A 20,306-nucleotide genomic window follows, 5' to 3' on the forward strand; every position below is an offset into this window, starting at 1 on the left:
GTTGGATGACCATGCCAGTAAATACAATTATGGGGTTATTTGCAAAGTCCCCAATTAAACCTTTGCAGCGTCACGTAGTATGCGTGAACGAATGTTGTTCTCACCTAGTTAATTTCTTTGAAGTTTCTTCAAAAGGTGACTGGGAAAAAGCATCAGAAATTCGAGCTCAAATTTCTCACCTTGAGAAAGAAGCTGACGTACTAAAACGTGAAATTCGCCTTAAACTTCCTCGTGGTTTGTTTATGCCAGTTGATCGCACCGATATGTTGGAGCTATTAACTCAACAAGACAAACTCGCAAACCTAGCGAAAGACATTGCTGGCCGTGTATATGGTCGTCAACTTGTCATTCCTGCTCCTATGCAAGAAAACTTCATCGCTTACGTTAAACGTTGTCTAGATGCAGCGAACCAAGCACAAAACGTAATCAATGAATTAGACGAATTACTTGAGACTGGCTTTAAAGGCCGTGAAGTAACACTCGTTGCCGAAATGATTCATCAATTAGATGTAATTGAAGATGACACGGATGCGATGCAGATCGAACTACGCCAACAACTAATGGCAATTGAAGGCGATCTGAATCCAGTTGATATCATGTTCTTATACAAAATTCTTGAATGGGTTGGTGGTATTGCAGATCAAGCACAGCGTGTAGGCGCTCGTCTTGAAGTAATGCTTTCTCGATCTTAAATCATACGTTAACCATATAACGAAGAGCATTTTTTGAACAAACCACTTATGCGCTGAGTATTCCTCTCGCTGAGCGGTTTTTTGCGTCTAAATTTGTTCCGCTTGTTATCAAACAACTAGGTATTACGATGGATATCCTTGCTAACTACGGCACTGTCCTGATTATTGTTGCAGCAGCTTTCGGTTTCTTGATGGCTATTGGTATTGGTGCAAATGACGTTGCGAACGCAATGGGCACCTCAGTAGGCTCTAAAGCTTTAACCGTTAAACAAGCGATCATTATCGCAATGATCTTTGAATTCGCAGGTGCTTACCTTGCGGGCGGCGAAGTAACAGACACGATCCGTAAAGGTGTTATCGAAACGTCTCTATTCGCTCATCAACCAGATGTACTTGTGTACGGCATGATGTCAGCACTTCTTGCTGCGGGTACATGGCTACTTCTCGCTTCTTACATGGGCTGGCCGGTTTCTACGACTCACTCAATCATCGGTGCAATCATCGGTTTTGCGTGTATTTCTGTAGGTACTGAAGCTGTAGACTGGAACAGTGTTCAAGGTATTGTGGGTAGTTGGATTATCACACCCGTTATTTCCGGTTTCTTCGCTTACGTCATATTTGTAAGTGCTCAACGACTGATTTTTGATACAGAGAACCCGCTATTTAACGCGAAACGCTTTGTACCGGTATACATGTTCATTACAACAATGGTAATTGCACTTGTAACCATCAAGAAAGGCCTTAAGCACGTTGGTCTTCACCTAAGCAACACTGAAGCATGGGTTTGGGCTGCTGGCGTTTCTGCGCTTGTAATGATCGGCGGTTACCTATACATCCAGAAGAAATTCGCTAACCGCGAAGAAGACCACGGCTTTGCAGGTGTTGAAGGCATCTTCTCTGTACTCATGGTTATCACAGCTTGTGCGATGGCATTTGCACACGGTTCAAACGACGTTGCGAACGCGATTGGTCCACTGTCTGCTGTTGTATCAACCGTTGAGCACATGGGTGAAATCACAGGTAAGAGTACTATCGCATGGTGGATTCTTCCTCTAGGTGGATTCGGTATCGTTGTTGGTCTTGCAACAATGGGTCATAAAGTAATGGCAACCGTTGGTACTGGTATTACAGAACTAACACCAAGCCGTGGCTTTGCTGCACAACTTGCAACTGCATGTACGGTTGTACTAGCTTCAGGTACTGGCCTTCCAATCTCTACTACACAAACACTCGTTGGTGCTGTTTTAGGTGTTGGTTTTGCTCGTGGTATCGCAGCACTAAACTTAGGCGTTGTACGTAATATCGTGGCTTCTTGGATTGTGACACTACCTGCAGGTGCTCTACTTGCTGTTGTGTTCTTCTACGGAATTCAAGCTGCGTTTACTATGTAATCGCGACTGCGTTAGTGAATACTAGCGTCAGAACAGTGTGAGCTTCAGTAACGATATGTAAATGCCATGTCATTATTGACTCAAACGCACAGAAAGGGAGGCTTTGCCTCCCTTCTTTGTTGCACCGCATAAAGAAACTAAATATTATTTGCTGATTGAGGCTGACTCATACGCCTACCCAATTTGAATCGTTAAGGGATTTACTGTGAAAAAACTGATTAGCTTAGTTTTGTTCGCAATGCTTGCGGCTCCAGCTGCCTTTGCACAAGACCGTTATATTGCTGACAAACTATTTACTTATATGCATTCTGGCCCAAACAACACATTCCGTATCATCGGTAGTGTTGATGCTGGTGAAAAGATTACATTCCTACAAACTAACAAGAGTACGGGTTACACCCAAATTCAAGACAACCGTGGCCGTAAAGGTTGGGTTGAAAGCAAGTTTGTAAGCACTCAAGAAAGCATGGCACTGCGTATGCCTAAGCTAGAGAAAGAGCTGACGGAAGTTAAAGGCAAGCTAGCGAATGCTCGTCAGAGTGCTGACAGCGAAAAAGCTGGCCTAGCAAGCTCTCTAGATTCTCGTAACAAGCAGATTGCTGAACTAGAACAGAACTACAGTGAAATTAGCCAACAGCTAACGAGTTCTCAAACAGAGAACCGTGAACTGCGCGCTAAGCTAGACACTCAAAAAGACGACCTACTATTGAAGTACTTCATGTACGGTGGTGGTGTTGCGGGTATTGGTCTACTTCTAGGCCTTGTTCTGCCACACATCATGCCTCGTCGCAGAAAATCACCAAACGGTTGGGCGTAGACGTAACGCTTGTATCAGGTACAGTAAATTCAGTATCGAAGATCAAAAAGGAGCACCGAGGTGCTCCTTTTTATTTGTCTGTTATCTAAATACGTATAGAAATCGCTAACCTTTCCACTCGTACAGAGCCGGGATTTCTATCTTCTGTTGATTGAACTCTATGATCACTGATTGTGGCTTAATCTCTAGTAATTGAATGTCTTGTCCAATCCAATCTCCTTGCGCCACTTCTTGGCCGTTCACTTTTACCCAACGTTTGGTCTCGCTGCTCGAGTACATATGGGTTTGTAGGTCTAACTTAGGAAGGACGCCTGATAAGCTATTGGTGTGCGTTTCCAGCTCAATGACCTGAGAACCCCTTTGCCCTGAGGGTCTAGAATCCATCGGCTCAGGAGCGCTTTGTTGCTCCCCCATAATGGATTCAAGCTTCAATGCCAAATCAGGTGGCAACTCACTGAGGTCTAGCCCTTGCAGCAGATCACTGTCCGATTGTAAGTCACTATTTGATTGCTGATCAGTGCTTGATTGCAGAGCAGTCGTTTCATCACTCGCGCCTGGCTGAACGGATGACGATTCAGAACTGGCTGTCATTTGAGTGTTGTTATCAGCATTAGCGAAGATCACTGCTGAGCCACCAGCGGTGTTTGCACGATTAGCGCCAGAATCAATCTGTGCATACATCTCTTGGCGTGGCAATGCTTTCAACGGTTGGCTCGCCGGTGCAGGGCGAACGGTGAACAAGGCATCTTCTTCCTCAGACACGGCATCCATGCTTGCTATATCAGCATCCGCAATTTCAGGCTCAATGTCTGATTCAGTTTTAAATTCTGGCAGAGCGACATTGGCAGCTTGGTTCACGGCTTCTTGTTGTTGGATATACGATTGATAAGCCAAGACGCCACCCACCAACAAAGAAGGAACCAAGATTAAGAGTAGCCCCATCGCTAACGATGAACCTCGCTTGTTGCTCATCCCTTTTGCAGAATTAGGAACATGATGATTCTGGTAGCCTTTGAAGCTTGGTTTGCTAAGAGAGTGCTGATTAATAGAAGATGGCTTGTGAGACGGCTGTTTAAGTTCGTGCATAATACGTGACATTAGCTTTCGCCCCCTTCTAGTGACATCAGCTTAGGCGAATCGAGTTGAGCTAATCTCTGCAATCTTGCTAAGGTGCGCTTACCTGCAATGCCATCAACAGACATACCTTGCCACGTTTGAAATGCTTCGATTTTCATTTTTAACTCATAATCAAATACATCACTACCGGAAACAACCTCTCCTAATACTTCAGAAAGCAGTAGATCAAGCAAAGCAACCGCTTCACCTTGATAGCCCTCTTTAAGGGTCTCTCGCAGCGGCTGCTTCCAAATAGCGACGTAATCGCCTTGCCAGATTTGCTCTAAGGATTGCTTCGGCATCACCAACAGCTTTTCATTAACCAGTAGCTCGACAGAATCCTTAGACACGCCATACAGCACAGCAAACACTGGTTTTTGGTCTATGTCGAGATTAAGTACCACAGGAACACCAAGTTCTAACAAGGTATCCAAACTGGCCTGCTGCTGCTCACACACAAAAACACTTTGTGGCTCACTTAAGCACAATCCATCACGCAGTGAAGATTGATATCCCCACAGCGTATACAAGTCTTTGATAGCGAGAGAACGATTGGTCCCCTGCATCAAATGTTGTTGAATATCTTGTGGCAAAGCAAACTTGGCAGGTTTTGGCTCAGCAACCAACTGAGGTTCATTCGCCACCAAAGAGCGCTGAGCCTGTGCAGACACTTCCGTCTTTGCTCCATTTGATGTATCCGTAGGCAACCAAGCATTGATATAGCTTGGAGCGAAGTTAAAGGTCGCTATTGCAAGACCAACGCTTAACGTCGCAATCCCTGCGTATTGGAATAACTTAGGCGCGACACGAGAAGTTAGAGCTTTCTCGACGTGATACACATCGGCCTGAAAGGACATAACCTGCTGACACGCTCGGTTAACCGTTTCATTGCTCGGTAGCTGCTCACCGTCATGAAAAGCCAACTGCAGTGCTTTATCACACACCAAGTTAATGAGCCTTGGAATACCATGCGTATATTGAGCAATCAGCTTGATAGAACGGTTCGAAAACAACATCTGCTCGCCACCCGCCGTCTCCAAACGAAACGCGATGTACTTGCCCGTTTCTTCGGTATTAAGAGGCAGTAAGTGATAACGACCAGTAATGCGCTGTGCTAGCTGACGTAGCTGCGTGGTTTGTAAGTGCTGTTGTAATTCCGGCTGGCCGACCAACAGTACTTTTAACAGCTTACGATTGTCGGTTTCCAAGTTTGTTAGAAGGCGTAACTGCTCCAACACATCGGCAGCGAGGTGTTGGGCTTCATCGATCACCAATAGGGTTTGAATGCCTTCGGCATGGCTATCAAGTAGAAAATAATGAATAGCCTGACTGAGCTGTTTCAACGATGCTTGTTCTGGGTACTCGACCTCAAACTCATCGCAGATAGCTTCTAGTAAATCCGTATTTGAAAACGTAGGGTTAAGTATAAGGCCAGCCTGAGTATGACTATCCAATGAAGACAACATCGCCTTAGCGACCGTTGTTTTCCCTGTACCAACCTCACCAGTAAGCATCGCAAAGCCCCCACCCTCGCCTAAACCGGCTTGTAGGTTCTGCATCGCTTCTTGATGGCGCTGACTCAAAAACAAGTAGCGAGAATTTGGTACAATCGAAAATGGCATCTCAACGAAGCCAAAATATTCCTTATACATGTGCTGCCCTATAATTACGATTAATGGAAAGTACCATTGCTTGCAGTAAAGTCCAGCAGTGATAAAACATTTCGAGGTGATAAGTTGCAAATATACGATAGCCTACCAAAAGACAATGGGCTACAGCGCTACCTAGTCGGTGGAGCGGTGCGCGATAAGCTGCTCAACATTGATAGCTATGATAGAGATTGGGTTGTGGTAGGGAGTACCCCTCAAGAGATGGAAAACCTTGGCTTTACTGCAGTGGGCAAAGACTTCCCCGTATTCTTGCACCCAAAAACCAAAGAAGAGCACGCACTGGCTCGCACCGAAAGAAAGTCAGGTTCGGGTTACACAGGTTTCGAATGTTACTTCGCGCCAGACGTGAGTTTGGAAGAAGATCTCATGCGTCGAGATTTGACCATCAACGCCATTGCTCAAGACGATAAAGGCCAGCTTTACGATCCTTACCATGGCCAAAAAGATCTCTCGGATCGTATCTTAAGACACGTTTCAGACGCTTTTGTTGAAGACCCTCTTCGTGTACTGCGTGTGGCTCGCTTCGCCGCCAAGCTTCACCATCTTAACTTCACGGTTGCACCTGAAACCATGGATATGATGAGTGAGATCGTCCAATCTGGTGAGCTGGCACACCTTACTGCAGAGCGAGTTTGGCAAGAGTGGCATAAGTCTCTTAGTACACCGCACCCTGAAGTGTTCCTCTCTGTATTGAAAGAGTGTGGTGCATTGGCAGTCGTATTACCTGAGATTGACGCTCTATTTGGCGTCCCTCAACCTGAAAAATGGCACCCTGAAATCGACACGGGTATTCACACTCTGATGGTTGCTCAGCAAGCCGCACTATTAAGCCCATCGCTACCGGTACGCTTTGCAGCTCAAGTGCATGACTTAGGTAAAGGCGTCACACCACAAGCTGAATGGCCAAGCCATAAAATGCACTGCCACACAGGTGTTAAGATAATCAAGAAACTGTGTGAGCGAGTGAGAGTGCCCAATGAGTTCAGAGACCTTGCGTTGTTAGTGTGCGAGCAACATTCTAATATCCACCGCGCAGGCGAGCTCAAACCAACCACCTTTCTCAAGGTTCTCAACAAGTTCGATGTTTGGCGTAAGCCAGATAGGCTCGACGATATACTACTTTGCTGCCAGGCCGACCACGCAGGCCGAAAAGGATTACAAGATCAGCCTTATCCTCAAAAAGCGCGCTTTGAAGTCGCCTACCAAGCGGCGCTTCAAGTCGAAGTAAAAGCGATCATTACCGATGGTTTTAAAGGCAAAGATATTCGAGAAGAACAAGAGAAACGCAGAGCCATCGCAATTGAAAACGCCCTATCAGAACTCGCTAGCAGTTAATCGTCGCCGCTCTACCTAAAACGTATAAAAAGCCCGCAGTTAAGCGGGCCTTTTGTTTCAATTCTTACAGCGAGACCGTTGCCTGTGTCTGTTACTGCATCATTAAGAAAGCAAACAGACCACAACCTAGAATCAGGCGGTAGATAACGAACGGTGTCATGCCCATACGAGAGATAAGCTTCAAGAAAAAGTGGATACAGATGTAAGCACTGATGAAAGACACCGCAACGCCCGTTAGCAAAGTGCCAACATGGATTGGATCACCGCTTGTCACCAACTTAAGACCTAAATAACCACCAGCCAGAGTGATGATTGGGATAGACATCAAGAAAGAGAATCGAGCCGCCGCTTCACGTGTGAAACCAAGGTAAAGCGCCGCGGTAATGGTTGCGCCAGAACGAGACGTGCCCGGAATGATCGCCATTGCTTGAGCAAGACCAATAAACAGCGCCTTTTTCCAACCCGCTTGGTATTCGTCATCGCGCAGGCTTGAGTTCTTGTCCACCCACCATAACAATAGACCAAAGATAATCGTTGTCGTCGCGATCACCCACGCACTGCGTAAGTAAAGCTCAACAATATCTTTCATCAACAAGCCAAAGATACACGCAGGAATCGTCGCGAGAATGATCATCCACGCTAACTTCGCTTCTTTACTACGATCGCCTTTAAACACTGAACCAAAGAATGCGCTCAACAGAGAGACCACTTCTTTACGGAAATAGATAACAACAGCTGCCAAAGTACCAACGTGGACAGCAACATCAAAAGCCAAACCTTGATCTTCCCAGCCTAAAACAGCTGAAGGAAGGATTAGGTGTGCAGAACTGGAAATAGGTAAAAACTCTGTAAAGCCTTGCACCAACGCCAATATAAACGCTTCAAAATAACTCATTACTTACCTTAAAAATTATAGTTTTATATCTACGACAGAGAGCGAGTCTAATTGCTGCATCTTCTGCCATATTTCACTGACGGTTCTTCCGTCTTGCGGGATCACTCGCGCAGGACAAAGATCATAAAGCGGCTGTGTTACAAAAGGATATTTGTAGATATCACTGCGTGGTAATTCTGGTTCACACTCAGAAACCTCCTCTCCAAACAGCACAATATCAAGATCGAGTTTTCGATCTTGTAGTTTGTGCGCATCTTGAGAGCGACCCCATTTAAACTCAATTTTACGCAGCTGCTGTGAAAATTCAGTCAATGAGAGTGACGTGTCGAGCTCTATCACAAAGTTATAAAACGGATGGCTATTAAAACCCACGGGCTCACAGTGATAGATTTTAGAGCATTTAAGGTTAGTCCCTAACGATTGAAGCTCTGTCCATGCCACCCTTGCATGCTTGTCGCGGTCTATGTTCGTGCCAACACCAACATAGGCTACTGTCATGCTTGACCTCGTTCGATGATCACACCAACGGCTTTTGCTTGTGGCACTGCGCCAGGTTTAGCCAATCGGATTTTAATCCACGGCACAGAGAACTGAGTCATAATAAGCTCTGCGACTTCTTCAGCAACACGTTCTACGAGTAGAAAACGGCCATTTGCAATGTGCTCAAGTACTGCAGTGCTCACTTTCGAATAATCCAAAGCATCAACCACATCATCACTCTTGCCTGCTGGGCGGTTGTCATGAGCCATTTCAATATCAAGCACCAGTTTCTGTTTGATCTCTTGTTCCCAATCGTAAACACCGATCGTTGTAATTACTTCTAGCTGTTCAATGAAAACTTTATCCAGTGCCATGACTTGTCCTTTTAGAGGTCGGATACCCATATAGGGGAAAAAAACGTATTATTTGCGTAATTCGAGATATGATATCAATTACTCTTGGATTGAGCATTATTTTCCCATCGTTAGGCGTATAACCGTTAAAGGACAGACATGACCCCATTGGCACTTATCATGATCATTGCTGCCTACTTACTAGGTTCAATCTCTAGTGCGGTCTTGATATGCCGAGTTTTGAGGCTCCCAGATCCTCGAACAGTAGGTTCTAACAACCCAGGAGCAACCAATGTCCTGCGTGTTGGCGGTAAAGGCGCAGCAGCTGCCGTCCTTTTGTGTGACATGCTGAAAGGCACTATCCCTGTCTGGCTTGGCTACTACCTCAAGATCGACCCAATCATTCTTGGGGTTGTGGCAATTGCGGCGTGTCTTGGCCATATGTATCCGATCTTCTTCCACTTCAAAGGTGGTAAAGGCGTGGCAACCGCACTCGGCGCTATCGCCCCAATAGGGTTCGATCTAACCGGAATGATCATGGCGACTTGGTTAGTGGTCGCGTTTTTGTTTCGTTACTCTTCTTTAGCTGCACTGGTTACTGTGCTACTTGCCCCTTTCTACGCTTGGTTAGTCAAACCTCAATACACACTGCCTGTAGCCATGTTGTGTTGTTTGATCGTGTTGCGTCACCACCAGAATATCCGCCGCCTACTCGATGGCAGCGAACCAAAACTCGGACAAAAAAAATCGGCTTAAACTGTCACGTCTAAGCCGAACTATTTTTAAACCGAGATGCGTTTAAACCGACGTAAGTATAAGTCGAACAACACTATTCAGTATTTAAGAACTTACAGCAGATGTTTATCTAAAAACGTCTTCAGCATTGTGTTCACAAACTCTGGTTGCTCTAACGAGCTAATATGACCTGCGCCAGGAATCACCACTAATTCACTGCCCGTAATGCAATCGTGCATTAGGTATGACTCAAGTACCGGACGTGGTTTATCTTCTTGTCCTACAGCAATCAAAACAGGCAGAGCAAAGTTCTCTACCGATTCAATCATATCGCGACGTCCAAACACCATTCGACCAATTCGTGCCACTTCTTCAGCGTTGTCGCCCTCAAGAGCTGATAACTGCTGAGTAAAACCTTCAACTAAAGCTGGCGTGTTGGTTTGCGTATCATTAGCGAAGAACAGTGGAACAACCGCTTCAACAATTGGCTGAGGAACCGTCTTGGTTTGAGTGATGGTATCTAACATGCTGAAGTACTTTGCGTGAGCAACTTCTGGTTCTAAACCCACAAAAGTATCCATTAGAACCAAAGACTTAATACGTGCAGGTGCAAGTTCCGCTAACTCAGTCCCCCACATACCGCCAACCGATAAGCCAACCACTGAGAATTCTTCGATCTCTAAATGATCAAGCAGAGCCAAAACGTGCTGAGCGTAATCTTTCAAGTTACGCATCGAAGTGGGTGCTGCTTGAGATTCACCATGAGACCAAAGCTCTGGAACAATACAGCGATACTGAGTTTTTAACGCTTCGATCTGCGGCTTCCACATTGCACTATCCCAAAGGTAGCTGTGGCCGAGTACAACAACAGGGCCTTGACCTTCATCTAGGTACGCCATCGATTGATTGTCTACTGTGAACTTGTTCATTTTCTTCCCTAATCTCTATCAGCAATTATTTATCGACATGCAGTCGGTAAGCTAGGATATAAAAACGGCCGCACAAGGCGACCGTTTATCGAAACACTATAGTCAATTACGCAATTGGCTCTAGCTGGTCAATAGGCCAACGCGGTGTGGCATGAACAGACAAATCAGCCGTTTCGCCATTCTTTAGGCGCTGCATGCCCGCATAAGCGATCATCGCACCATTATCTGTACAGAATTCTGTGCGTGGGTAGTACACCTCACCACCGACTTTCTTAGCAAGAGCTTCAAGCTCAACACGCAGTTGTTTGTTGGCACTTACACCGCCAGCAATCACTATACGTTTCATGCCCGTTTCAACCAAGGCTCGCTTACACTTGATTACTAAGGTTGCACAAACAGCTTCTTGGAATGCATAAGCGATATCAGCGCGAGTTTGGTCATCATTATCGTTATCGCGAATGGTATTCGCTGCGAACGTCTTCAAACCAGAAAAGCTCATATCTAGACCCGGACGATCGGTCATTGGACGCGGGAACTTAAAACGACCCGGAGTGCCTTTTTCCGCCAAACGAGATAACAGTGGACCACCAGGGTAATCTAAGCCCATCAGTTTCGCGGTTTTATCAAACGCTTCACCCGCTGCATCATCAATCGATTCACCAAGGATTCGGTATTCACCAATACCTTTCACTTCTACCATCATGGTATGGCCGCCAGAAACCAGCAGAGCCACAAATGGGAATGGAGGTGGATTGTCTTCTAACATTGGCGCAAGAAGGTGACCTTCCATATGGTGAACAGGCACAGCAGGCACCCCCCACGCATAAGCAATACTGCGACCAATCGTTGCACCAACCAGCAGTGCACCCACTAAACCAGGGCCAGCCGTGTAAGCCACACCATCAATGTCTTTCGACGTTAGGTTCGCTTCAGCTAATGCCGCTTTAATAAGAGGAATTGTTTTTTTCACGTGGTCACGTGAAGCTAGCTCAGGTACCACACCACCGTAATCGGCGTGCAGCTTTACTTGGCTATATAATTGATGAGAAAGCAGCCCTTGCTCATCATCATAAATCGCGATTCCTGTTTCATCACAAGAGGTTTCAATACCAATAATGCGCATAATTTTCTCGGCACGCTTTCGTCTAAAATGGGAAATTAGCGCAATATTACCCTGCCTAAGCTCTTCAAACAAATATTGTACAGACTATAATCGACAAAGTGCTTTACAAAGCCACTGTGATCGGATTAAAATTCCGCACCATTTTTGATCAAGCTGGTTAATGGCCAAACGCGAATAGAGAGTTAGCTCGATGGGTAACTTCTCTGATTTGGTACTGAGTAGCCAGCGATAATGAATAACCCCTGAGGTGAAAGGCATATGCCAATAGTTAAAGTACGTGAAAACGAACCGTTCGACGTTGCACTACGTCGTTTCAAGCGCTCTTGTGAAAAAGCAGGTATCCTTTCTGAAGTTCGCCGTCGCGAGCACTACGAAAAGCCAACTACAGTTCGCAAACGCGCTAAAGCAGCAGCTCAAAAGCGTCACGCTAAGAAGCTAGCTCGCGAAAACGCACGTCGCGTTCGCCTGTACTAATAACTTAATCCATAAGGACTGAGTTATGGCTCTTATTGAACAACTCAAAGAAGAGCAAAAATTAGCGATGAAAGCCAAGGACAAACCGCGCCTTGGCACTATCCGCTTAGCTCTTTCAGCAATTAAGCAACGTGAAGTTGACGAACGGATCACTCTGAACGACGACGACATTCTTGCTGTATTAGTTAAAATGGTTAAGCAACGTCGCGATTCTGTTGCTCAATATGAATCAGCAAATCGTCAAGATCTTGCTGACGTGGAAAAAGCAGAAATTACGGTACTTGAAGGCTTTATGCCTCAACCGCTAACTGATGAAGAAGTTATTGCACTACTTGATAGCGCAATCGCCGAAGCTCAACCAGCGGGCATGCAAGACATGGGTAAAGTAATGGCTATCTTGAAACCACAAATTCAAGGGCGTGCAGATATGGGGAAAGTTAGTGGTTTAGTTCGTTCTAAACTCGCTTAATCCCAAATCAAATTGCAACAAGCCGTGCAATCCTTCGGAACGCACGGCTTGTTTGTATCTGTAACCTATTCAAACTATTATTATCCACACTCTCAGTTAGTGCATTTTTCTAAGGTTTTATGGCAGGACACATCCCGCGTAGTTTCATCGATGATCTCCTAGCGCGTCTCGACATTGTCGACATTGTGGACGCACGCGTGAAACTTAAGAAAAAAGGCAAAAACTATGGTGCTTGTTGCCCATTCCACAACGAAAAGACCCCTTCTTTTAGCGTAAGCCAAGAAAAACAGTTTTATCACTGCTTTGGTTGTGGCGTACACGGTAATGCTATCGACTTCATTATGGAGTTCGAACGCCTCGATTTCGTGGAAGCGATTGAAGAGCTTGCTTCCTTTCTCGGGTTAGATGTCCCAAGAGAACAGCGCAGCGGTGAAATATCAACAACACCAAGAGCCAACAGCGAACAAAAACGTAACCTCTACGATTTGATGGGCGGAATCAGTAATTTTTACCGCTCTCAACTGAAGATCTCAGCTAACAAACCTGCGATTGATTACCTAAAAAATCGTGGACTGTCTGGTGAAATCGTCCAGAAATTTGGTATTGGTTACGTCGCTGATGAATGGGACCTTGTTCGTAAAAACTTCGGGCAACAAAAAGAAGCCCAAGACATGCTGGTTACTGGCGGCATGTTAATAGAAAACGATAAAGGCAACCGATACGATCGATTCCGTGGACGCGTAATGTTCCCGATTCGTGACCGTCGTGGCCGAGTGATTGGATTTGGTGGTCGTGTTTTAGAAGACGGCACGCCGAAATATCTAAACTCACCAGAAACGCCTATCTTCCATAAAGGTAAAGAGCTTTACGGCCTTTATGAAGTGATGCAAGCCTACCGTGAACCGCCTCAGATACTTGTTGTAGAAGGTTACATGGATGTCGTCGCTCTCGCGCAATATGATGTAGATTACGCGGTAGCATCACTGGGCACAGCAACAAGCACAGAACAACTACAAACACTATTCAGACAAACTAATACTGTTATTTGTTGTTACGATGGTGACCGTGCTGGCAGAGAAGCCGCACGAAGAGCTATGGAGAACGCATTAGAGTTCCTTAATGCGAATAAAGTACTAAAAGTTTTATTCCTACCTGATGGTGATGATCCTGATAGCTACATACGAGAACATGGGAAAGGCGCATTTGAAAATGAAATTAAGAATGCGGAATCGTTAATTGACTTTCTATTAACTGAGATAAAAAAAGAAGCTCCCGATACTGACTCGCGACGTTGGGGAACTTATGTTGTTACCAATGCGGCCCCTTTGCTAAATAAGACTCAAGACCCTTCTTTAAAGGCATATTTATGGAAAGAGCTCGCTTTAGGTACGGGTTGGAGTGATTTCCAGCTTCAAAAGTTTCTCAATGCTTTATTAAAGGTTAACAATGACAATAAACCTCAACCGCATAAAGAGCTCAAGCGCACTCCAATGCGTGAAGTTATCGCTTTGCTTATCCAAAATCCGAGCTATGCTGATATGGTACCGGACTTATCAAGCGTCAAAGGCTTACAGTTGCCTGGACTAAGTTTATTCGTTGAAGTACTTGATAAATGCCACGCGCATCCCCATATCAACACAGGCCAATTATTAGAGCATTGGCGACATAATAAACATGAGGCACTTCTGTCTCGTCTCGCGAGCTGGGAAATCCCCCTCGACGAAGACAATCAAGAAGACATATTTTTAGATTCATTGGACAATATCCTTGCCCAGTGCGTTGAAAAACAAATTGAAAACCTGCAGGCCAAAGCAAGAAGTGTCGGTTTATCAGCCGAAGAAAAAAGGGAGCTACTAGCTTTAATGCTAGATCTAAAAGCGTAACCCTGTTTGATTAGTCAGCATTTAATAAATTTGTTAACATAATTGGTTTGCATTTGAGAATGCAACGTCCTTCACCAGACCTGAAGTTGGATATCATCTATGGATCAAAATCCGCAGTCACAGCTTAAATTACTTGTTATTAAAGGCAAGGAACAAGGCTATCTGACCTACGCCGAAGTAAACGACCACCTACCTGCAGAAATCGTGGATTCTGAACAGGTAGAAGACATCATTCAAATGATCAACGACATGGGTATCAAGGTAGTTGAAACTGCACCTGATGCTGATGATCTAGCACTTAATGATGACGATGCCAATATAGATGAAGATGCAGCCGAAGCTGCAGCTGCTGCGCTTTCAAGCGTAGAAAGCGAGATTGGCCGTACTACTGACCCAGTTCGTATGTACATGCGTGAAATGGGTACGGTTGAACTACTGACTCGTGAAGGCGAAATCGACATTGCGAAACGTATTGAAGATGGTATCAATACAGTTCAACTATCGGTTGCTGAGTACCCAGGCACTATTCCATACATCTTGGAACAGTTTGACCGCGTACAAGCAGAAGAGATTCGCTTAACAGACCTAATCAATGGCTTTGTTGACCCAGACGACGATGGCACAGCTGCGCCAACGGCGACTCACATCGGTTCAGAACTTGCTGAAACTGATCTGGAAGACGAAGACAAAGAAGACGCTGAAGACGACGAGGAAGAGGAAGAAGAAGATACAGGTATCGATCCTGAGCTTGCTCTTGAGAAGTTCACAGCGCTTCGTACTAGCTACCAGAATCGTCAACTAGCGATCAACGAGTACGGCCATGAAAGCCCGAAAGCAACGCTTGCAACGACAATGATGCAAGACGTATTCAAAGAGTTCCGTCTAACACCAAAACAGTTTGATTACCTAGTAAACGAACTGCGTAACTCTATGGATCGCGTACGTACTCAAGAACGCCTAATCATGCGTCAAACGGTTGAGTACGGCAAAATGCCGAAGAAATCTTTCATTGCTCTATTTACTGGTAACGAATCTAGCGAAGCATGGTTGGATGAAGTTCTTGCTTCAGACAAGCCATACGCAGAAAAGATCAAACGTAACGAGCACGACATCCGTCGCTCTATCCAAAAACTGGATATGATCGAACGTGAAACGTCTCTTACTGTTCAAAGCATCAAAGATATCAGCCGTCGTATGTCTATCGGTGAAGCGAAAGCTCGTCGTGCGAAGAAAGAGATGGTTGAAGCGAACTTACGTCTAGTAATCTCGATTGCTAAGAAGTACACAAACCGTGGTCTACAATTCCTGGATCTAATCCAAGAAGGTAACATCGGTCTGATGAAAGCGGTAGATAAGTTTGAATACCGTCGTGGTTATAAGTTCTCTACTTACGCTACTTGGTGGATCCGTCAAGCAATCACTCGTTCGATTGCCGACCAAGCTCGTACTATCCGTATTCCGGTTCACATGATCGAAACGATCAACAAACTAAACCGTATCTCTCGTCAAATGCTACAAGAGATGGGTCGTGAACCACTGCCGGAAGAACTGGCTGAACGCATGCAAATGCCTGAAGACAAGATCCGTAAAGTACTGAAAATCGCTAAAGAGCCAATCTCAATGGAAACACCAATCGGTGACGACGAAGATTCGCACCTAGGTGATTTCATCGAGGATACAACGTTAGAACTACCTTTAGACTCTGCAACGGCAACAAGCCTACGCGGTGCAACTAAAGACGTTCTTGCTGGCCTAACACCTCGTGAAGCTAAAGTACTGCGTATGCGTTTCGGTATCGACATGAACACTGACCACACTCTTGAAGAAGTGGGCAAGCAGTTCGACGTAACTCGTGAACGTATCCGTCAGATCGAAGCAAAAGCACTGCGTAAACTTCGTCACCCAAGCCGCTCAGAAACTCTGCGTAGCTTCCTAGACGAGTAATCACACACTTTAGTGCGGTTAGCTTTTAAGCATAAATAAGAAAAGGTGAGCGTTGGCTCACCTTTTTTTTATCCGTGTGATTTAAGTGGCTAAGATGTAAGCGGAATTGCCCCTTATAGTGTCTAGACACCATTGAACGCTTCCCCTATAATCTATGCCCTACGGCCCCTTAGCTCAGTGGTTAGAGCGCACGACTCATAATCGTTCGGTCCCCAGTTCAAATCTGGGAGGGGCCACCAAATTAGAAAAGCCAGAACAGTTCACGCTGCTCTGGCTTTTTGCTTTTCTGATTCAGTACCAATCACACCCTGCACTTCCGAACCAAAAACGAATCGTCCCGCACACAATTCCAATTGCCTCTCTGTGACTAAACATACTTTTCTTTTATAAAAAAATCGGCAATATGAGAGTACATAAATCGCTCAATAGTTCAGGGAAGACTCATGAAAGACGAAACACTCTCGATTCACTTCGGTTACGACACTGATCCAACAACCAAATCGGTTGCCACTCCAATCTACCAAACCGTCGCGTACGAATTCGATGACGCACAACACGGCGCCGACCTCTTCAACCTTGCGGTGCCAGGCAATATCTACACTCGCATAATGAACCCAACCAATGATGTGTTAGAAAAACGCATGGCCGCCTTAGAAGGAGGTATCGCAGGCTTAGTGGTAAGTGCGGGCAGTGCTGCGATCAACTATGCGATTCAGACGTTGGCGCAAATCGGTGACAACATTGTTTCAACACCTCAGCTTTACGGTGGTACTTACACCCTATTTGCTCATATGCTGCCAAACCAAGGGATCGAAGTTCGTTTTGCTAAAGACGATAAACCAGAAAGCTTAGCGGCACTGATTGACGAAAAAACCAAGGCGGTTTACTGCGAAAGTATCGGTAACCCAGCAGGTAATATTATCGACTTAGAGCGTGTTGCTGAACTTGCTCACGCACAAGGTGTACCTGTGATTGTTGATAACACGGTGGCGACGCCTGTACTGTGTAAACCTATCGATTTTGGTGCTGACATCGTGGTGCACTCACTAACTAAATACGTGGGTGGTCACGGTACAACGTTAGGTGGCGTGATTGTCGACTCAGGTAAATTCCCATGGGCACAGCACAAGGACCGCTTCCCTGTGTTTAATCAGCCAGAGCCTTCTTATCATGGCGTGGTTTATACCGAGGCCTTTGGTGAGGCTGCGTTTATTGGTCGTGCTAGAACGGTTCCCCTACGTAATACAGGTGCAGCACTGTCACCAATGAATGCTTTCATGTTGATGCAAGGTTTGGAGACGTTGTCGCTACGCATGGAGCGACACACAGAGAATGCCTTGAAAGTAGCGGAATACCTCAAGCAACACGAGAAAGTCAGTTGGGTAAGTTACGCTGGCCTGCCTGATTCAGAATTCTATCCACTCGCTGAAAAGTACATGCAAGGTAAGCCATCGGCCATTCTATCTTTTGGTTTAAAAGACGGTTATGAAGCCGGTGTTCGCTTCTATGATGCACTGCAAATCTTCAAGCGCTTAGTTAACATTGGCGATGCGAAATCTCTCGCTTGTCACCCAGCTTCGACGACACACCGTCAACTAAGCGAAGCTGAACAGAAACAAGCCGGTGTATCACCGGAGATGATTCGCCTATCAGTAGGTATCGAGCACATTGACGATATCTTGGCTGACCTAGAGCAAGCACTGAGCGCTTAATGACGCTACAGCTAGCTCTAACACTGATCGTTAACTAACAGACATAAAAAAGCCCATCACAGGATGGGCTTCTTATTATCTATATCTTAGGTAAGCTGTCGATTACTCAACTGTTACCGCTTTCGCTAGGTTACGAGGTTGGTCAACGTCGGTACCTTTTATTAGTGCGACATGGTAAGACAGCAGCTGCATCGGTACTGTGTAGTAGATAGGCGCTGTTACTTCACTTACGTGAGGCATCTTGATGATCTTCATGTTCTCATCGCTTTCAAAGCCCGCATCTTCATCAGCGAATACGTAAAGTAGACCGCCACGAGCACGCACTTCTTCAACGTTCGATTTCAGCTTCTCTAGCAAGTCGTTGCTTGGTGCAATAACGACTACAGGCATATCTGCATCGATAAGAGCCAAAGGACCGTGCTTAAGCTCACCAGCTGCGTATGCTTCTGCGTGGATGTAAGAGATCTCTTTCAGTTTAAGAGACGCTTCCATCGCGATTGGGTAGAACTCACCACGACCCAAGAACAGTGTGTGATGCTTATCAGCAAAATCAGGTGCCAGTGCTTCAATTTCTTTATCGAACGCTAATGCTTTCTCGATATCAGCAGGCAGTTGGTGAAGTGCTTGAACGATTTCCGCTTCTTTTTCTTCATTGATACGACCTTGTAGACGACCAATTGACGTTACCATCATCAGCATCGCTGCTAGTTGAGTTGTGAAAGCTTTAGTAGAAGCAACACCGATCTCTGTTCCTGCGCGAGTCATGAAGGCAAAATCAGATTCACGAACCAGTGAAGAACCCGCAACGTTACAGATAGTCATTGCAGACATATAACCCTTCTCTTTTGCAAGACGAAGTGCAGCAAGCGTATCCGCCGTTTCACCAGATTGAGACAGAGTCACCAATAGGCTGTTCGGACGAACAACGAAATCACGGTAACGGAATTCAGAAGCAATCTCTACGTCACAGCTTACGCCAGCTAGAGATTCAAACCAGTAACGCGCTGCCATGCCTGAGTTGTAAGACGTACCACATGCGATGATCTGCACGTGTTCAACCTTGCTTAGGATCTCTTCAGCTTTAACGCCGATCGCGTTAGTGATAACCGAAGTGTCAGAGATACGGCCTTCCATTGTATTGATCAGCGCTGTTGGCTGCTCGAAGATCTCTTTCTGCATGAAGTGGCGGTATTGACCTTTGTCACCTGCGTCGTGTTCAGCGTTTGACTCAACGATTTCACGCTCAACACGCTCACCCGCTACATCAAATACCGTAACATCACGACGAGTTACCTCAGCAACATCACCTTCTTCTAGGTACATGAAGCGACGAGTTACGCTCAGTAGCGCCAGTTGATCAGAAGCAAGGAAGTTCTCGCCGACACCAAAACCGATAACGATCGGGCTACCAGAACGAGCTACAACGATACGGCTAGGATCTTTACGATCAACCGCAACCGTGCCGTACGCACCGTCTAATTGTTTTGCTGTTTTCTGTAGCGCTTCAACCAAAGAAGCTGAAGTGCGAAGTTCCCACTCAACTAAGTGAGCAATAACTTCTGTATCCGTTTGTGAAGTAAATACGTAACCACGCTCTTGCAGCATAGCGCGCAGTGCTTCGTGGTTTTCGATAATGCCATTGTGTACAACGGCAATATCACCAGACATGTGTGGGTGTGCGTTCGCTTCAGACGGCTCACCGTGTGTCGCCCAACGTGTATGAGCGATACCTGTACCACCAATCACTTGTTGCTCTTCTACTGCGTCAGCTAGCTCTTGTACTTTACCAAGGCGGCGTACACGAGTTAGGTTAGATTCAGTATCGACTACAGCGACACCAGCTGAATCGTAGCCACGGTATTCTAGACGACGAAGGCCTTCTACTAAAATTTCAGCTACATCACGCTGTGCTACTGCACCAACAATTCCACACATAGTTTCACTCCATCAATTTTGTTTTATTCCTATTGGCAGCAAGCAAAGGCCAAATCTTCATTAAGATCAATTATAGGAAGGTAAATGCATAATACTTAAATTTGTTTTTACGCTGGATCGGTCAGGATCACTCGAACATCATGTGATTCGATACTTGCTTTGGATTCTTCGCCTAAGTCTGTATCGGTAATTAAGATGTCAATGTGTTCCCATGCCAGCTCTAAGTTCGGGATCTTTCGTCCCACCTTTTCCGACTCAACCATCACGATCACTTCTCGTGACACTTCAGCCATTACTTTGCTCAGGCCAACCAGTTCGTTAAACGTGGTTGTGCCTCTATCGAGGTCGATACC

Annotated in this window: 18 protein-coding genes, 1 tRNA gene and 1 pseudogene; 11 read left to right on the forward strand and 9 right to left on the reverse strand. The window is 45.6% G+C overall.

Features of this window, described 5'->3' with window-relative positions; translation table 11 throughout:
- The first annotated feature begins 11 nt into the window (after positions 1-11).
- The 3 genes from AB6D93_RS13355 (at position 12) to AB6D93_RS13365 (ending at position 2,900) form a co-directional block, all read left to right on the forward strand.
- Positions 12-692 carry a TIGR00153 family protein gene (locus tag AB6D93_RS13355; RefSeq protein ID WP_010434644.1) on the forward strand — a complete coding sequence of 227 codons (681 nt, stop codon included), beginning with the start codon at positions 12-14 and terminating at the stop codon, positions 690-692.
- Between the two features lie 128 nt (positions 693-820).
- Entirely contained in the window at positions 821-2,083 is a 1,263-nt protein-coding gene (locus AB6D93_RS13360) for an inorganic phosphate transporter (protein WP_017061418.1), read from the forward strand.
- 205 nt (positions 2,084-2,288) lie between these two features.
- Positions 2,289-2,900 (forward strand): TIGR04211 family SH3 domain-containing protein, encoded by a 612-nt coding sequence (locus AB6D93_RS13365; RefSeq protein ID WP_017062917.1) that lies wholly within the window; start codon positions 2,289-2,291, stop codon positions 2,898-2,900.
- A gap of 105 nt (positions 2,901-3,005) precedes the next feature.
- Here AB6D93_RS13365 and AB6D93_RS13370 read toward each other — a convergent pair whose 3' ends face one another.
- Complete coding sequence (locus AB6D93_RS13370; RefSeq protein ID WP_017061416.1) at positions 3,006-3,998, reverse strand: general secretion pathway protein GspB; 993 nt, start codon at positions 3,996-3,998, stop codon at positions 3,006-3,008.
- Complete coding sequence (locus AB6D93_RS13375) at positions 3,998-5,668, reverse strand: ExeA family protein (protein WP_198599889.1); 1,671 nt, start codon at positions 5,666-5,668, stop codon at positions 3,998-4,000. Before AB6D93_RS13375 ends, AB6D93_RS13370 begins: the two co-directional genes overlap by 1 nt.
- Before the next feature lie 36 nt (positions 5,669-5,704).
- Here AB6D93_RS13375 and AB6D93_RS13380 point away from each other — a divergent pair, with 36 nt between their 5' ends.
- Positions 5,705-7,021 (forward strand): multifunctional CCA addition/repair protein, encoded by a 1,317-nt coding sequence (locus AB6D93_RS13380; protein ID WP_102332763.1) that lies wholly within the window; start codon positions 5,705-5,707, stop codon positions 7,019-7,021.
- A gap of 91 nt (positions 7,022-7,112) precedes the next feature.
- On the opposite strand, the gene AB6D93_RS13385 is transcribed toward AB6D93_RS13380, so the two are convergent.
- The 3 genes from AB6D93_RS13385 to folB are packed head-to-tail and all read right to left on the reverse strand — an operon-like array spanning position 7,113 to position 8,770.
- Entirely contained in the window at positions 7,113-7,916 is an 804-nt protein-coding gene (locus AB6D93_RS13385; RefSeq protein ID WP_010434624.1) for an undecaprenyl-diphosphate phosphatase, read from the reverse strand.
- Between the two features lie 15 nt (positions 7,917-7,931).
- Positions 7,932-8,414 (reverse strand): 2-amino-4-hydroxy-6-hydroxymethyldihydropteridine diphosphokinase, encoded by a 483-nt coding sequence (gene folK / locus AB6D93_RS13390; RefSeq protein WP_017062921.1) that lies wholly within the window; start codon positions 8,412-8,414, stop codon positions 7,932-7,934.
- Complete coding sequence (gene folB / locus AB6D93_RS13395; protein WP_017061412.1) at positions 8,411-8,770, reverse strand: dihydroneopterin aldolase; 360 nt, start codon at positions 8,768-8,770, stop codon at positions 8,411-8,413. The genes folK and folB overlap by 4 nt, the downstream gene beginning before the upstream one ends.
- Before the next feature lie 138 nt (positions 8,771-8,908).
- Between folB and plsY the strand changes: the two genes are divergently transcribed.
- Positions 8,909-9,505, forward strand: a complete 597-nt coding sequence (gene plsY / locus AB6D93_RS13400) for a glycerol-3-phosphate 1-O-acyltransferase PlsY (protein ID WP_009847793.1) — start codon at positions 8,909-8,911, stop codon at positions 9,503-9,505.
- Positions 9,506-9,597: 92 nt separating this feature from the next.
- Here plsY and AB6D93_RS13405 read toward each other — a convergent pair whose 3' ends face one another.
- Both AB6D93_RS13405 and tsaD read right to left on the reverse strand, forming a co-directional pair.
- Positions 9,598-10,413 (reverse strand): alpha/beta fold hydrolase, encoded by an 816-nt coding sequence (locus AB6D93_RS13405; protein WP_017061411.1) that lies wholly within the window; start codon positions 10,411-10,413, stop codon positions 9,598-9,600.
- A gap of 106 nt (positions 10,414-10,519) precedes the next feature.
- Positions 10,520-11,536: a tRNA (adenosine(37)-N6)-threonylcarbamoyltransferase complex transferase subunit TsaD gene (gene tsaD / locus AB6D93_RS13410; RefSeq protein WP_017061410.1), complete on the reverse strand. Its 1,017-nt coding sequence runs from the start codon at positions 11,534-11,536 to the stop codon at positions 10,520-10,522.
- Between the two features lie 258 nt (positions 11,537-11,794).
- Here tsaD and rpsU point away from each other — a divergent pair, with 258 nt between their 5' ends.
- The 6 genes from rpsU (at position 11,795) to AB6D93_RS13440 (ending at position 18,018) form a co-directional block, all read left to right on the forward strand.
- The gene (rpsU, locus tag AB6D93_RS13415) at positions 11,795-12,010 is read left to right on the forward strand and encodes a 30S ribosomal protein S21 (RefSeq protein ID WP_004396009.1); all 216 of its coding nucleotides are present in this window, start codon (positions 11,795-11,797) and stop codon (positions 12,008-12,010) included.
- A gap of 25 nt (positions 12,011-12,035) precedes the next feature.
- On the forward strand, positions 12,036-12,479 hold the full coding sequence (locus AB6D93_RS13420; RefSeq protein WP_017069475.1) for a GatB/YqeY domain-containing protein: 444 nt from the start codon (positions 12,036-12,038) through the stop codon (positions 12,477-12,479).
- A 119-nt stretch (positions 12,480-12,598) separates the two neighbouring features.
- Entirely contained in the window at positions 12,599-14,362 is a 1,764-nt protein-coding gene (gene dnaG / locus AB6D93_RS13425) for a DNA primase (RefSeq protein ID WP_102332762.1), read from the forward strand.
- A gap of 99 nt (positions 14,363-14,461) precedes the next feature.
- Positions 14,462-16,306 (forward strand): RNA polymerase sigma factor RpoD, encoded by a 1,845-nt coding sequence (gene rpoD / locus AB6D93_RS13430; RefSeq protein WP_017061407.1) that lies wholly within the window; start codon positions 14,462-14,464, stop codon positions 16,304-16,306.
- A 163-nt stretch (positions 16,307-16,469) separates the two neighbouring features.
- Positions 16,470-16,545, forward strand: a tRNA-Ile gene (locus AB6D93_RS13435).
- A 204-nt stretch (positions 16,546-16,749) separates the two neighbouring features.
- The gene (locus tag AB6D93_RS13440) at positions 16,750-18,018 is read left to right on the forward strand and encodes an O-acetylhomoserine aminocarboxypropyltransferase/cysteine synthase family protein (RefSeq protein ID WP_017061406.1); all 1,269 of its coding nucleotides are present in this window, start codon (positions 16,750-16,752) and stop codon (positions 18,016-18,018) included.
- Positions 18,019-18,120: 102 nt separating this feature from the next.
- On the opposite strand, the gene glmS is transcribed toward AB6D93_RS13440, so the two are convergent.
- Positions 18,121-19,953: a glutamine--fructose-6-phosphate transaminase (isomerizing) gene (gene glmS, locus AB6D93_RS13445; RefSeq protein WP_017061405.1), complete on the reverse strand. Its 1,833-nt coding sequence runs from the start codon at positions 19,951-19,953 to the stop codon at positions 18,121-18,123.
- A 107-nt stretch (positions 19,954-20,060) separates the two neighbouring features.
- Positions 20,061-20,306, reverse strand: a pseudogene (locus AB6D93_RS13450) (XRE family transcriptional regulator); the annotation flags it as partial.

The organism is Vibrio sp. 10N.247.310.23 (genome assembly GCF_041467155.1).
Classification (GTDB): Bacteria; Pseudomonadota; Gammaproteobacteria; order Enterobacterales; family Vibrionaceae; genus Vibrio; species Vibrio crassostreae_C.

What these genes read in the sequence shown, in the direction of transcription:
- dnaG (WP_102332762.1), top strand. Translation starts at nt 12,599, where the DNA reads ATGGCAGGACACATCCCGCGTAGTTTCATCGATGATCTCCTAGCGCGT.
- folK (WP_017062921.1), bottom strand. Translation starts at nt 8,414, where the DNA reads ATGACAGTAGCCTATGTTGGTGTTGGCACGAACATAGACCGCGACAAG.
- AB6D93_RS13370 (WP_017061416.1), bottom strand. Translation starts at nt 3,998, where the DNA reads ATGTCACGTATTATGCACGAACTTAAACAGCCGTCTCACAAGCCATCT.
- AB6D93_RS13420 (WP_017069475.1), top strand. Translation starts at nt 12,036, where the DNA reads ATGGCTCTTATTGAACAACTCAAAGAAGAGCAAAAATTAGCGATGAAA.
- AB6D93_RS13405 (WP_017061411.1), bottom strand. Translation starts at nt 10,413, where the DNA reads ATGAACAAGTTCACAGTAGACAATCAATCGATGGCGTACCTAGATGAA.
- AB6D93_RS13375 (WP_198599889.1), bottom strand. Translation starts at nt 5,668, where the DNA reads ATGTATAAGGAATATTTTGGCTTCGTTGAGATGCCATTTTCGATTGTA.
- AB6D93_RS13440 (WP_017061406.1), top strand. Translation starts at nt 16,750, where the DNA reads ATGAAAGACGAAACACTCTCGATTCACTTCGGTTACGACACTGATCCA.
- glmS (WP_017061405.1), bottom strand. Translation starts at nt 19,953, where the DNA reads ATGTGTGGAATTGTTGGTGCAGTAGCACAGCGTGATGTAGCTGAAATT.
- AB6D93_RS13360 (WP_017061418.1), top strand. Translation starts at nt 821, where the DNA reads ATGGATATCCTTGCTAACTACGGCACTGTCCTGATTATTGTTGCAGCA.
- tsaD (WP_017061410.1), bottom strand. Translation starts at nt 11,536, where the DNA reads ATGCGCATTATTGGTATTGAAACCTCTTGTGATGAAACAGGAATCGCG.
- AB6D93_RS13385 (WP_010434624.1), bottom strand. Translation starts at nt 7,916, where the DNA reads ATGAGTTATTTTGAAGCGTTTATATTGGCGTTGGTGCAAGGCTTTACA.
- rpoD (WP_017061407.1), top strand. Translation starts at nt 14,462, where the DNA reads ATGGATCAAAATCCGCAGTCACAGCTTAAATTACTTGTTATTAAAGGC.
- AB6D93_RS13355 (WP_010434644.1), top strand. Translation starts at nt 12, where the DNA reads ATGCCAGTAAATACAATTATGGGGTTATTTGCAAAGTCCCCAATTAAA.
- rpsU (WP_004396009.1), top strand. Translation starts at nt 11,795, where the DNA reads ATGCCAATAGTTAAAGTACGTGAAAACGAACCGTTCGACGTTGCACTA.
- folB (WP_017061412.1), bottom strand. Translation starts at nt 8,770, where the DNA reads ATGGCACTGGATAAAGTTTTCATTGAACAGCTAGAAGTAATTACAACG.
- plsY (WP_009847793.1), top strand. Translation starts at nt 8,909, where the DNA reads ATGACCCCATTGGCACTTATCATGATCATTGCTGCCTACTTACTAGGT.